General features: G+C 39.0%; 7 protein-coding genes. 1 reads left to right on the top strand and 6 read right to left on the bottom strand.

Annotation, left to right across the window (positions count from 1 at the left end; translation table 11 throughout):
- Window positions 1–347: 347 nt before the first annotated feature.
- From ACFSKV_RS09510 to ACFSKV_RS09495, 4 genes are all read right to left on the bottom strand, one after another.
- A complete protein-coding gene (locus tag ACFSKV_RS09510) occupies window positions 348–3,902 on the bottom strand; it encodes a CRTAC1 family protein (protein WP_380801818.1) in 3,555 nt (1,184 codons plus the stop codon).
- A 227-nt stretch (window positions 3,903–4,129) separates the two neighbouring features.
- The gene (locus ACFSKV_RS09505) at window positions 4,130–5,887 is read right to left on the bottom strand and encodes a RagB/SusD family nutrient uptake outer membrane protein (protein WP_380801815.1); all 1,758 of its coding nucleotides are present in this window, start codon (window positions 5,885–5,887) and stop codon (window positions 4,130–4,132) included.
- A gap of 60 nt (window positions 5,888–5,947) precedes the next feature.
- Window positions 5,948–9,202, bottom strand: coding sequence for a SusC/RagA family TonB-linked outer membrane protein (locus ACFSKV_RS09500; RefSeq protein WP_380801813.1), 3,255 nt, complete (start codon window positions 9,200–9,202; stop codon window positions 5,948–5,950).
- Window positions 9,203–9,678: 476 nt separating this feature from the next.
- Entirely contained in the window at window positions 9,679–11,469 is a 1,791-nt protein-coding gene (locus ACFSKV_RS09495; protein ID WP_380801809.1) for a tetratricopeptide repeat protein, read from the bottom strand.
- Window positions 11,470–11,544: 75 nt separating this feature from the next.
- On the opposite strand from ACFSKV_RS09495, the gene ACFSKV_RS09490 reads away from it, so the two are divergent.
- Entirely contained in the window at window positions 11,545–11,763 is a 219-nt protein-coding gene (locus ACFSKV_RS09490) for a PspC domain-containing protein (RefSeq protein ID WP_380801806.1), read from the top strand.
- On the opposite strand, the gene ACFSKV_RS09485 is transcribed toward ACFSKV_RS09490, so the two are convergent.
- Together ACFSKV_RS09485 and ACFSKV_RS09480 are read right to left on the bottom strand one after the other, a co-directional pair.
- Complete coding sequence (locus ACFSKV_RS09485) at window positions 11,760–12,749, bottom strand: glycosyltransferase family 2 protein (protein ID WP_380801805.1); 990 nt, start codon at window positions 12,747–12,749, stop codon at window positions 11,760–11,762. The genes ACFSKV_RS09490 and ACFSKV_RS09485 overlap by 4 nt on opposite strands.
- The gene (locus ACFSKV_RS09480; RefSeq protein ID WP_380801802.1) at window positions 12,749–13,081 is read right to left on the bottom strand and encodes a YbaB/EbfC family nucleoid-associated protein; all 333 of its coding nucleotides are present in this window, start codon (window positions 13,079–13,081) and stop codon (window positions 12,749–12,751) included. Before ACFSKV_RS09480 ends, ACFSKV_RS09485 begins: the two co-directional genes overlap by 1 nt.
- Between the last annotated feature and the right edge of the window lie 165 nt (window positions 13,082–13,246).

Here is a 13,246-nt window from a genome sequence, read left to right as displayed (position 1 = left end):
TGAAATGCAACTCAAATCTTCAGGGAAAAAGCTGAGAAAGACCTTGCTTTTGAACGAGAGTCAGCGAAAACTGGCAAAAATGTTCAATTTTTGATTTTGGGTGTCCCAGTGTCGAAGTCAGGAAAATGGTCACAGGTCACTGAAGATACAGGAATAGGAAATCCGAAAAAATCCAATTCCGAAAAAGGCAAACGGTATTTTGAGGATGTCTGCAAAAAAGTGGGCCAATTAATGATAGATATCTGCAAAGCAGATCTGAAGCACCTTTATCATTAAATAAGAAATTTCCTTAAAAGATTGGAGCATTGATTCTTGAAATCAATGCTCACAAAAAATTCAACAAATCTTTATTTAAAATCTAAATCCAGCACATTTCCTTTGTAGTCCACTCCTTTCAAAGACTTGGGATTTTTAGGGATTTTTAGGGAATTACCGGAATTAGAATTGAATCCTGATCTATTATTAATCTCTATTTTTTGCATTTTTCCATCCGCATTTTCTAGTATTACTGTATGGATGTTGGTAGGGGCGGTGAAAATTTTCCCATCTACAGAAGCGGTTTTTTCATGCACCAATAATTTCCCCCTATTCTGTGTGGAAATAAACCTTGGCTTCCCATTGGATCCCATCACCAAAGCCATGGATTTTGCATCTCCAGGAACCACAAAACCACTTTCTAAAGAACGAATGGGTTCGAAATTCCCTTTACCGTCACCTAATAGCACTAATCCTGTAAATGCATCATATCTTCCAGAGAATACTTCATTTCCATAATCATTCCCAGTCATTAAGATGTCCAGATTCCCATCGTCATTTACATCATTCACCAACAAACCGTTAACTGGGGCTATTTGAGCCAATAAAGGCAATTCATGCACTTTGAATTTCCCATTGCCCAAGTTTTCAATGTAGCTGCTTCTGTCATAATTGCCTTGGAGCTTTAAAGCTCCTTCCAATTCCTCAGCTTTAAAGAAGGTCTCCTCCGTGGTTCTTGCGTATTCTTTATACCGGTTGAATTTTCTTCTGAACAGCGTACTTTGACCATATAAATCATCCCAATAATGGGCAGGAACGGAAGTGTAATTACCCGAATTGTCTTTGAAATAGGTAAAAATAACAGGATCTATACTTCGGTTATTATCAAAATCTTTTCCAAAAGCAACCACAGGTCTATCAACTGAGGGATGGTAATAATTATTTGCACCTAAATTGCCGACCATATAGTCCATATCGCCATCTCCATCAAAATCACCGGATACAATACTGTTCCACCAGCCTAAATGACTCTCTAGTCCACTGTCCTTTAATTTCTCAAATCCTTCTCCATTGTTTTTAAACACCGTGATGGCCATCAATTCGCCAACAACTATGAGATCTACTTTCCCGTCATTATCAAAATCCGTCCAAATAGCATCTGTCACCATTCCCACCCTTTTTAAATCTGGGGCAATTTGGTCCGTAACATCTTCCAATTTCCCTCCGGTATTTTTAAGCAACAAGGATTGCTCAGGTAAAGGAAACTGACCAATAGCAGTCCTCCCTCCTACAAATAAATCCATTTTACCATCTGCGTCAAAATCAGCTGCCCTTACTGTAGAACCACTGGCTTTAAAAGGTTCCATGCTATTTTCTGCCAGGGTAAAATTGCCTTTTCCATCATTCAGGTAAATGCGATCAATATATTCATCTGAATCAGGAACAAACTCTGGACTTCCTGACACCATATATAGGTCAAGATCTCCATCATTATCCAGGTCAAACAAAACCATTCCCATTTCCTCAAAACGTCTATCCGATGGAGAAGTAAACATTTCCTTTTCTATGAAACTGCCATCCTTATTTTGGAAAAATGAGATCGGTGAAAACCCTGCAGCACTACCGACAATAAAGTCTTCCAAACCATCTCTATTGATATCTCCAACTGCTAAGCTAGGTCCAAATTGGGTCAACTTATGGGGTAAAGTTCTCTGGATATTGTAATCTATCTTATCAGCTTCCTGATGGGTATAATTTATTCCAAGAGATTCAGCTATTTCACTAACAATCGGATTTACTTTTTTGGGAGTGAATGGAAATTCCAGACTACTTAAATTTACTGGTATTGCCTCTTGATGATCGATAACAACAACTTGGTTTACAGGCAAGTTTTCCAACTTTTGGTATTTTCCATCATGCCAGAAAATTTCCAAAGCTTGGACATTTGCGACCCCCAATCCTATATGCACGACATCCTCGACCGCGGACATATATCCCCTTGAAACTTGTTGTTCATGAAATATAAGTTCGCCATTATCCAAATGAAAAGCCAATTTGGCGCCAATACCCATTGGATTATTAGAGTGCCCCTGTAGTTTTATCCTTTGGTAATTTGGGCGATCACTTTTATCATTTAGTTTATTTTCAAATACAAAGGCAGGATCATTGATGTTATTAACCACATAATCAAGGTCTCCATCACCATCTAGATCTACGAAAACTGCTCCATTGGAAAAAGAAGGTTTATTCAGGCCCCAGTGAACTCCTTGATCACTAAAAGTCCAGTCCCCCTTATTTTTGAAGGCATAGTTGGGTATTTTAACGATAGGAATAGAATCAAGCAATTGTCTTATTGTGGCCACGCTTCCAACATCCGCCCTGTAATTTGCAAAATCTTTATCGGTAATATCCCTGGGAAATCCATTGGTGATCAACAAATCCCTTTTACCATCATTGTCCATGTCCACAAAAAGCGGTGACCAGGACCAATCGGTTTGATAAACTCCTGCCAAAAAACCTATTTCACTGAATGGAATTCCTGGGCCATTTCCCACATGCAACATGTTTCTCACATGCTGGTACTCATAACCCCACTCTTCATTGTTGATATAGGTCTGATAAGAATTCTTTGCAATTGTGGTCTTTTTCCTATAATTGATTTCTCCCAACATATCCAGTGTAATGATATCCTGGTACCCATCATTGTTATAGTCGGAGATATCAGAACCCATGGAAAACATGCTTTGATGTCTGATATAATTTTTAGTTTGATTGGTAAAAGTTCCATCTTGATTATTAATGTATAAAATATCATTAGGCGTATAATCATTGGAAATATACAAATCCAGCCAACCGTCCTGATTGATATCGGCCACAGCAAGTCCTAAACCAAAACCTTCAATGGTAATACCTGCTTCTATGGTTACATCAGAAAAAGTTCCATCCCCATTGTTTTTGTATAACCTATCATTGTTGATGGCTGATCCATCCGTAATTTTCTCCCTAAAGTTTGAAGGAACTCCCTTGCTTTGTTCATTATTGAGTACATACAAATCAAGATACCCATCATTATTATAATCAAAAAATGTAGCCATCATGCTATTCCCTGCTTCAGCAAGACCATATGTGGCTGCCAATTCTTTGAAAAACGGCTTCCCTTTTTCATCAAGCCCTTGATTCACAAAAAGCATATTGGCTCTTCTTTCCTTATCCGGAAACATGGCCGCACAAACATAAATATCCAACCATCCATCCCCATTGATATCCACAACGGTTACACCCGTACTCCATCTGTCAGAAGCTTCCGTACCTGAGGATTCAGAAATGTCCTCGAAATTAAATTTACCCTTATTTAGGTATAATTTGTTAGAAACCTGATTGCCTGTAAAATAAAGATCTGACAAACCATCATTATTAAAATCACCAACAGCTATCCCCCCACCATTGAAAATATATTCATCGGTAAGAATGTTAAAAGAATCAGATTCAATGATCAGGTTATTGAATGCAATTCCAGTATCTGAACGTAATTCAAATAAAGTATCTGATTTTTTCTTACAGGCAGAACTAAGTATCAGTAAAACACTGATAATAATCATGGTAATTCTCATGGGGAGGTATTTCTTTGGTAATGGTTGAAATCGCATTCAAATTAGTATTTATTTATAAAATCAGGAACCTAAATGGAAGTAAATTTAAGCTTCCCAAGAACTGCATTTTTCTCCTACTTACCCTGATTTAAAATAACCTGAATATACACTATGATACAGGTTTCAAATATTTGCTCTCAGCATAATTGTTAATAATTAGGTTAAAAAACAAAGAGATGGCTTAAGCCATCTCCTTGAAAAAACTATTATAGATTTAATAGGAATTAAAATCCAGGATTTTGAACCAATTTATCAGAACCCATCAAGTCCACTTGGTTTTGAGGTAATGGCAACCATTCGTCTCTACCAACAGTAAAGCTGGCACCACCCAATGGATCTGGCAATAACACACCGTCCAAAGCAAAGTAGAAATCAAGTTCTGCTTTAGCGGTACCCCATCTTGCTAAATCATAGAACCTATGACCTTCCATACCCAATTCCAATTTTCTCTCGAATCGAACGGCTTCTCTTGCCACATTGGCATCTGTCCATGCAGCATTATAGGTATCTACCACATAATTTGCAGCAGGGTTACCGTTTTCTCTCAATAAGAAAGAATTCTTAGCTCTTGTTCTTACTTGGTTTACTAAGGCTCTAGCTGCTTCCAAATTACCCAATTCAACCTCCGCTTCAGCAGCCATCAAAAGCACATCAGCAAAACGGATGATCATGAAATTGATACCGGTATATCCAGGAGTCCAAGAAGAGTTGTCCTGGAAAGAACCTTGTTCAGATCTTTCATACACATATTTCTTAGGAGCATAAGGACCACCGTTTGGCTGGTTACGGATCCAAGCTTTTCCTGGATGATCCTGCCAATCCAAGTAAGGAATACCTCTTCTACCAACAGTGTGGTCTAATCTTGGATCAAGAGGACCTTCATCAGGTGTAAAGAAAGTAGAAGGATCTGAAGCTACGAAAGATTCGATTCCTTGATCATTCTTTACTCTATTAGCAAGCTGATTGTAAGAACCATCCAACAATGGAAGACCTTGTGCATTGGTTCTGAAAGAGTTTACGAAAGTAAAGCTTGGCTGGAAGAATCCACAGCAGTTACCTGGACCTGCAGGACCGGTATTGTATGGAAAGTTCAGGTCAAACTCGGGATTCGCATTGTTCACAGAACCAGTACCCGCAGCAGATTGATAAGCCCAAACAGATTCCTGATGGTTATCATTTGCTCCTCGGAACATGTCATCATAATAAGGAACCAATCCATATTTCAAACCGTTGCTGGTTACTCCATTGGCAATGACATCATCAAATACCTGCTTGGCTTCTGAATACTTCTTGGCATAAAGCAATACTTTACCCAAATAAGCTTTTGCAGCCCAAGAATTTACCCTACCCACTTGCGGTTGAGTTGCCGGAAGGTTTTCAGCAGCAAATCGGAATTCTGCCTCAATGTAAGGAAGCATTTCCTGGTTATTGCTCAATTCAGCAAACTCAGGAGTTCCATAATCCACATCCTTTTCAATAATAGGAACTTTGTTGAAGTTTCTATACAACTGAAAATAATGGTGGGCTCTTAGAAATCTAGCCTGGGCTTCAATACCTTTTGCTTGTGCATCAGTTACAGATGGGTCTTTCTTATCCAAAAGGCGAAGAACGTTGTTATCCCTGGCAATACCTTCATAATTACCATTCCAATTTTCCTCAATAATACTTATTGTTGGATCTGCCTCAAACCTTTGAATAGGATTGATCGTGGAAAAGTCACCAGGGTCAGTACCTTTATTGGCATCTCCCCCTCTAATACTTCCCCATACCCAGTTGGAAGGAGAAGCCAATCTCTGAAATCTACCATTTACCTGTGAATAGGCAGCAACCAAAGCAGCATTTAGACCTTCCAAGGAAGTCAATTGGGCTTCAGATAACTGACCTACAGCTGGTACTTCCAGGAAGTCATCAGAACAGCTTGCTGCAAACAACATTAATCCTGCTGTTAGTGAGGCTGCAATTTGAATTTTAAATCTTTTCATATTTAGATAATAACTTTATGAAATTTTTCTTTTAAACAGAATGTTTGACAGATTGTTTGGTTAGAAATTCAAATTCAAACCAAAAGTATAACCTCTTGTTACAGGATAGTTACCCACATCTATACCGAAACCTAAATCTACGTTACCACCAACCATTGGATCCAAGCCATCATATCCTGTAATAGTGAAAAGGTTGTTTGCAGAAGCAAATACTCTCAATCTTTCCAATCTCCATCTCTGAAGCAGACTGTTTGGCATGGTGTAACCCAAAGTCAAGTTTTGTAACCTCAAATAAGAACCATCAACTACATAGTAGCTGTTTCCGACGTTAGAACTACTAAAGGTACTTTGCCTATCTGCCACAGGTATATTAGTGTTGGTATTTTGAGGAGTCCAAGAATCTAACAAACGGGAAGAAATAGCTGCACCCTCAAAAGTTGAGAAGAAGTCAGTAAACCATCTCCACTGAGCCCAGATTTTGTTACCTGCAGTACCATAGAAGTAAGCAGACAAATCAAAGTTTTTGTAACCTACTGTGAAGTTCATACCTCCAGAGAATGAAGGAACAGGAGAACCCAAAAACACCCTGTCCTCAGGAGTGATTACACCATCACCGTCCACATCTCTGTATTTGAATCTTCCTGGGGCTGCTCCATCCTGAGTAGCATGGTTGGCAATATCCTCAGCACTTTGGAACAATCCATCAACCTGATAACCAAAGAAAGAAGACAATGGCTGGCCAACTTGGTTTCTAATTGGCTGAATACCTCTGAATGAAGGGTTGAAGTTGGTGATGAAATCCAAACCTGGGGCCAACGAAACAATCTCATTTTTTAAGAAACCACCATTTACCTGCAATTCATAAGTCCAGTCTCTGGCTAGATTACCTCTGGTAGCTACCAAGAAGTCAACACCTCTGTTCAACATCTCTCCGATGTTCACGGAAGGAGGAGCAGCGTTGAAACCTGCTGTAGAAGGAATTGGCACTTGGAACAATAAGTCTTTGGTGTCTTTCTGCCAGAAATCAATGATTACATCTAATTTACCTCCAAATGCAGTACCATCAAAACCAATGTTTTTGGTTACAGCAGTTTCCCATTTAGCATTTGGGTTACCAATCCTAGTTCTTCTGAAACCGATTACGGCAGAACTGTTTGATCCAGTAATATCATAGGAAGAAGCACCTACATCACCACCGAATAGGGAGAATTGGTTGTTTGGATCAACGTTATTGGAATTACCCATTTGACCCCAACCACCTCGGATTTTCAAATCATCCAACCAAGTGGCACCGGCCATGAAACCTTCGGAAGAAATCCTCCATGCTGCAGAGAAGGCAGGGAAAGTACCCCATCTGGTATTTGGACCAAATCTGGAAGAACCATCACGACGAACCACGGCACTGAAAAGGTATTTATCATCCAAGGTATAGTTTACCCTTGCAAAATATGAAAGGAAGTTAACCCCTTTAAACTGGCTACTGTTTACCTGTCTTGTAGGTACAGGCAAGTTGGAAATAGTAATGAAGTTAGGGTCTTCAGAGAAAGGATTTTGGCCCAAAGCACTCATGTTTCGTCCAGCACCTGTATTCAAGGCTTCTTGGCCTAACAATACATCAAATGCATGTCTGTCAATGGTTTTCTTATATTGGACAGTATTGGTAAAAGTCCACCTCATCACATATCCTGAAAATTCATTGTAACCAAATGCAGAGTTATTTTCAGAGTTTTCATACTGCAATCTGGAATATCCTACACCATAGAAGTTATCATATTGGCCACCTATAGAGGTTCTGAAAGTCAGGTCATCAATGATATCCACCTCTGCATACACGTTACCGAAAGCATTGGCATTAAAATTAGTGTTATTCCTTAATCCATCTCTATTGGCTACCGGGTTTCTTGGGTTGTTGAAACCTCTTGCAGCAGTACCTGCCCAACCGCCGAATTCATCATAAACCGGAATCATGGAAGGCATACGGAAAGCCTGAAGGATATCGTTTTCATCACCTGATACACCTTGACCACCATTACCACCAGTTTGTCCTAAAACCTGACGGTAAGTCGCCTGGAAGTTTTGACCTACTCTAACTCTGGATCCGATATCATGTTCAGAGTTTGCTCTTAAGCTGATCCTTCTGAAATCATTGTTCAACAGAATACCTGCCTGATCCTGAATACCCAAACCTAAGAAGAAACGGCTGGTTCCGCTACCACCATAGAAACCTAAAGAATGTCTTGAAATAGGCGCTCTTCTGGTAATGGCCTCATACCAATCTGTTCCTTCACCGGTGGCGGCCCTTACCAATTGGTGTACAGGACCTCTACGGGGATCAATATTATACAATGCCCTTTGTTCTTCCAATTGTGCAGGTGTCAATGGTCCTGGCACACCGGCTGCACCACCTACGTTGATATAATAAGGCAATACTGGAGACGTGCCATTACCCAACTGTGGGTGACCGTAAGCTGGTGGACGACCACTTATTCTAGCCTGATTGGTTTCCGCCAACCAAGTGATGTCAGCATACTGCTGAGGAGTTGTCATGTCCAGTCCTTTTCCAGGATCGGTAAAACCAAACATACCATTGTAGTCAAATCTCAATTTCTGAGCCTTCTTGTTACCTCTTTTGGTCGTGTATACGATTACACCGTTTGCCGCTCTCGCACCGTAGATGGAAGCTGCAGCTGCATCTTTCAATACTGTGGTAGACTCGATGTCATCGGGGTTAAGGAAGTCTGTGTTTTCAACAGGCACTCCATCCACAATATAAAGAGGCTGGTTACCACCAAATGCACCAAAACCACGTACCCTGATCTGGGAAGTGGTACCAGGCTGACCGTTGGTTACAACTGTCACACCCGCAATCCTACCTTGTAGGGTTTGCTCAATGTTACCTGTTGGGATAATCTGTAAATCTCTTGGATTTACAGTAGAAACCGAACCGGTTGTTTCACGACGGCTATCAATAGTATAACCTGTGATGATCAATTCAGTCAATTGTCTTTCATCAGGTGCCATTGACAGATCGATTACTGAACGGTTACCTACTGTTTGTTCAACAGTCCTGTAACCGATAAAAGAGAATACCAAAACAGCATCATTGTTCGGAACATTGACAGAATACTTTCCATCAATATCCGTAGCAGTTCCCGTTGTGGTACCCTTTACCAAAACAGTTACACCGGGTAACCCGTCCCCGAACTCATCCAGGATGGTACCGGTAACTGTTCTTTGTGCCATCACCGTGGCACTCGAAAGCACTAAGAGTAATACTAGTACGCTTAGACTTTTGTAGAGTTTTTCCATAAACATAGATTGATTGGGTAATAATTATTAATTGATAAGGTTTGAAAGCAATTAATTTTTGATAATCATGCAATCGTTTGCGAATATCTGCAAAATAAATGCAATAGTCTGCATAGATTTTTAATCCTGTTTTTCTATTGCTGATTATACCTTGACAGTCTGAACTGCATCTACCATCTCGAGAGAATCCTCTGAAATGTCTTAATTTTGCACTGCTAAAACGATTTTGTTACTCTGTATAAAAATTGTTGAATTGGGCCATAGGCAATGAGATTTTGGGTTATCGTTAATTTTTACAATTATTTTTCACCTTAAAAGCCAATTAATATTTGGCAATCAAAGCACTACTTAAATTAAAATAGTGTATTCACACTATACAGCATCCAATTTAGGAGAATTAACATTAATACAAAAATTTTTTTCAAAAAAACATTATGTGATTTTCATCATAAATGGATATGTCCTTTTAAACCAATTTTTTATTATTTGAAAATAGACAAATATTCAGGATCATTTTGATAGCTGGAAAACAATATATCATGGAGGGCCCTTCCTTTAAGAAATTCTGACCTCTCCACGGCTTTTCTTAGGTTTTCAAACAGGCGTTCTTTATCCCCGCTTTCAGCTGCCACCATGGCCAAACCATAAAACCCATAACCAAATTCCCTGTTGACCTGAACACTTTCCTCAAATGCTACCGAGGCAGACAGTAAATCCTCTGTTAAAAAGTAAGCAAGGCCCTTATTAAAAAGATTAATTTCATTTTCAGGTGCCCTGTTCAGACGGATGGTAGCCAACTTGTAATCTCCATTTATGATGTCCAAAGCCCCTCTAACACCTTCATTCATTCTTAAAAATTCATTCGTCTCATTTCTCTCCAAAGCCGATGCTTCTGAGATTGCCACATAAGCATCAAAATAATCTCCTCTTAAAATCAATGCTCTCCCCAAATTATGCATCGATACCGAAGTAATCCGGATTTTATTGGCCTGGCGAAACATGGAGATTGCCTTACTGATCAAAACATTTTTAGAGGAAAGATCCAGTTCCCTTTGGGCCTGATTCAGGAAAACCACACCTAAATTATTGAAGGATAGTTCTGAAGGGAAAATTTCTGTCAACTTAAGATAAATGGCTTCCTTCTCATGTAGCCTTGGTGATTTTTGTCCTGCATATATCAAATGTTCCTTTGTAAAATCATCCAAAGATTTACCTTCTTTCAACAATCGGTAAACACTTGCGGCAATCTCAGGATCTGAAAATCTAATGTTTTCCAAAATAAATGACACCTTTACAGCTCTTAATTTTGGAAAAATATCCCTGTTGACCTTATTGAAGGTTTTGAGTTGCCTCATCTTCCTCAACTGGGATTCAAAATCCGTACGGTCTAAAATGATATTGTAATATTCCTCCTTTTCATTAGCAGTTATTCCTTGATATTCCCCCAATAATAACCTGAAGTCAAACCAATCATTCCTTCTATAGTTTTGTTCAATCCCTATTGGCTTTAGGTTTGGAAATGTTTCCAGAATGGTTTTCATGGCATCTGACCTTTTGGAGGCCAGGTTTGGATCAGCCAAATCCTGGTTCTCGGGAGAAACTAACCCCGTAACCCTTACCTTTCTAATAGCCATACCCTGCTCTCCCCTTACAATTAAGGTATTTAAAGAAGCAGGAAGGGATTTGGAAACAGGTTGGTCCTTCCCAAGGACAAAAGGGACTGCAAATTCCCTTGACTCCGTGGTATTGATTCCTGAAAAATCCGCAGTCATGTAAATCCCCAAATCAGGTATAGGTTCATCCGGGGTAATTTGCCCCAATCTTGCAAGCAAAGGGACTGTATTTAATCCTTTGGCTACCGTTTTTTCGGGTACAGAATATGACTTCCCTTCTCTTTCCACCTGGGCTTTGATCACCAGCCTACCCTCTTCCATTCCTTGGAGATAGGGAAAAACAATGGTTTCATCCAATCTTACCTGTACGGTATTTAACACATATTCCCCATCAAAAGGAGTGAGTTTACCTAACCTTAATGCCCCCTCCCCATATTGGTATTCAGGAAAAAAATGAATTTTTGTTTCCTTTGTAAGATAAGCCAAAGGTAAAGCCCCTTGTATGCTAACCCTGACAGAATCCCTATGCAAAGTCAAAACTTCCGGTTTGGCATAAACTCCATCCAAAAGTTTTTCAAACTGGTTGATTTTTGGGCTACAGGCATAAAATACCCCTATATATATAAGTGTAATTAAATAAAAACCTGATCTTTTTAACATTTGGCACACAAATAGATTATTGAAATTATTAGAAATTATTTGTTACATTTAACCTTCTTACTAAGACCAACTATCATGAACAAGATAAAACTATTTTTCGAAGAAAGAGCTTTTGGAGTATGTTCCAAACTGGGCGAGAAATTAAATTTCCCCATCGATAGTATCCGTTTATTTTTCATCTATAGCTCATTCATCACCTTAGGTTCACCCATTATCCTTTATGTGAGCATGGCTATGATGATGAAAGTTAGGAAATATTTAAGGAAGATGAATAATCCTGTCTTATTTGATTAAACTTCTGTATATTTTCTTTTGCCCATAATATAAAAGTTCCAAAGAAGGAACCTTACCCTCCCTCTTGGCGGGATTCTTGGTCCAAGTTCCTTTTCATACTTTTTATGCATTTTCAAAAAGTCCAAATGTGCTTTAATAATCATTTTGGAATGCTTTTTCTCATTTTTAAAAAAAAAGACTGTAGAGGCAAGCATGTCGAGAAAAATTCTGGAAATATAGATAGCTGACCAATATAGATTGGGAAGGTTTTTTCTTAGAGTCAAAAGGCTATTCCTAAAATTCAAATAGGTTTTCTGCGGATTACTTGGAGAAAGAGTAGCCCCACCTACATGATAAACTTTCACTGAACCTGTGTAGTACAATGAATAACCCATTCTTCTCAAGCGCCAACATAAATCAATTTCTTCCATATGGGCAAAATAATCACCGTCAAAGCCCTTTCCCTTATGAAAGGCCTCTTCTCTTATAGCCATACAGGCTCCTGAGGTCCAATCAACCATTAAATCATCATCATATTGGCCCTCATCTTTTTCTATGTGATCAAAAAATCTTCCCCTACAGTAGGGGTATCCAAAAACATCCAAAAAACCTCCTCCAGCTCCGGCATGGTCAAAATTATCCGGTCTTGGGTAAGAAAGAATTTTGGGCTGAAGGGCAGCTACATCAGGATGACTATCCAGCCAATCAATTAAGCCAGAATCCCAGTTTTCTGTCACCTCCACATCCGAGTTCAATAATATGTAGTATTGGTAATTACCTTTAAAGGATTCTAATACCCTGGTATATCCACCAGCAAACCCATAGTTTTTATCTAACCTTATGACTTGAACCTCTGGAAATTTCTCCAATACCTCTAATGAATGATCCTCGCTGGCATTATCCGCAATGATTATTGGAAATTTGGAATAACGGATAACTGAAGGGAGAAACTTCCTTAAAGTCTCCCCACCATTATAATTCAATATTACTATAGCTGCTTTCTGCATCAAAAAATATTGCCAAAATCCATTCCTGGAATATTGGGCATCATGCCATCAGTGGCCGCTTTCATCTCAGATTTAATCAAACCCTCAATTTCTTCCATGGCTTTATTTGTGGCAGCTACAATAAGGTCCCCCAACATTTCTTTATCGGACATATTGATGAGAGAATCATCCATTTCTATTGAAATTACTTTTCTGTTACCATTTACCGTAACTTTCACCATCCCAGCACCCGCTTCCCCTTCTGCTTTCAGGTGAACTAATCTTGCCTGGGCCTCTTTTACTTTGGCCTGGGCTTCCTTCACCTTATTCATGATACTCATAAAATCAAACATAGAAATTCATTTTAGTAGCAACAAATATAAGTGATTTACTTTCACTTCCATTTGGGCAGTTCACAGATTAAAATTATGGTTATTCCCGTTTATAAAAATTAAATACCGCTAATACGAATAATAAAAAAATTTAATGACAAAGTTGAAACCTTATACAAAATAAAT

It is taken from the genome of Shivajiella indica (assembly GCF_042683085.1).
Classification (GTDB): domain Bacteria; phylum Bacteroidota; class Bacteroidia; order Cytophagales; family Cyclobacteriaceae; genus Shivajiella; species Shivajiella indica.
This window is presented reverse-complemented; position numbering and strand designations above follow the sequence as displayed.

Excerpts from the sequence above, each read along its gene's own strand:
- ACFSKV_RS09510 (WP_380801818.1), bottom strand. The coding sequence starts at position 3,902 with ATGCGATTTCAACCATTACCAAAGAAATACCTCCCCATGAGAATTACC.
- ACFSKV_RS09505 (WP_380801815.1), bottom strand. The coding sequence starts at position 5,887 with ATGAAAAGATTTAAAATTCAAATTGCAGCCTCACTAACAGCAGGATTA.
- ACFSKV_RS09500 (WP_380801813.1), bottom strand. The coding sequence starts at position 9,202 with ATGTTTATGGAAAAACTCTACAAAAGTCTAAGCGTACTAGTATTACTC.
- ACFSKV_RS09495 (WP_380801809.1), bottom strand. The coding sequence starts at position 11,469 with ATGTTAAAAAGATCAGGTTTTTATTTAATTACACTTATATATATAGGG.
- ACFSKV_RS09490 (WP_380801806.1), top strand. The coding sequence starts at position 11,545 with ATGAACAAGATAAAACTATTTTTCGAAGAAAGAGCTTTTGGAGTATGT.
- ACFSKV_RS09485 (WP_380801805.1), bottom strand. The coding sequence starts at position 12,749 with ATGCAGAAAGCAGCTATAGTAATATTGAATTATAATGGTGGGGAGACT.
- ACFSKV_RS09480 (WP_380801802.1), bottom strand. The coding sequence starts at position 13,081 with ATGTTTGATTTTATGAGTATCATGAATAAGGTGAAGGAAGCCCAGGCC.